1 protein-coding gene is annotated in these 506 nt (G+C 43.7%); it reads right to left on the bottom strand.

Annotated features, from left to right (window positions below):
• Positions 1–506, bottom strand: a 506-nt coding sequence (locus tag R7093_RS28450; protein WP_318147438.1) for a murein transglycosylase domain-containing protein, incomplete at both ends; no start/stop codon positions are given.

Raw genomic sequence — 506 nt, 5'->3', positions numbered from 1 at the left:
TGTCCTGATTTGTTCTTTACGAGCTTAAATACATCACGACCAGCGGTTTTGGGCACTACTTGCATCAATCCATAAGCATTGGCCCAACTTACTGCGTAAGGGTTAAAACTGCTCTCGGTTTTGATGATGGCGTAAATCAGATCTTCAGGAATGTCGTATTTTTTTGACGCGCGACGCACGATATCCGCGTATTGGTAACTACGCTGAGAGAAGTGATCCTCTACCATTGGAATTTCAACGTAATACGCTTTTTTAAAGTCTACATCTTTGGTTTTGATGTTATTGGCAATCAGATAGTCAGCGAAGCGATTCGCGCGCCATGACCATTGAATGGGCTTTTTATCTTGATCGAGCACCTGTTTGTACAAAAAGGGTTGGCCTTCGAGTTTTATCTCTTTCGATGAGAACAAGTCGACGTTTGCTGGATCATCTGGCGTTAGCAATGTGGTGATGATCGCGTTCTTCAAGTGTTTTTGTGGTTCGGTCGGAGAAACGGTCTCGATAGT

The sequence above is a fragment of the Vibrio sp. 1580 genome, from assembly GCF_033340055.1.
This window is presented reverse-complemented; position numbering and strand designations above follow the sequence as displayed.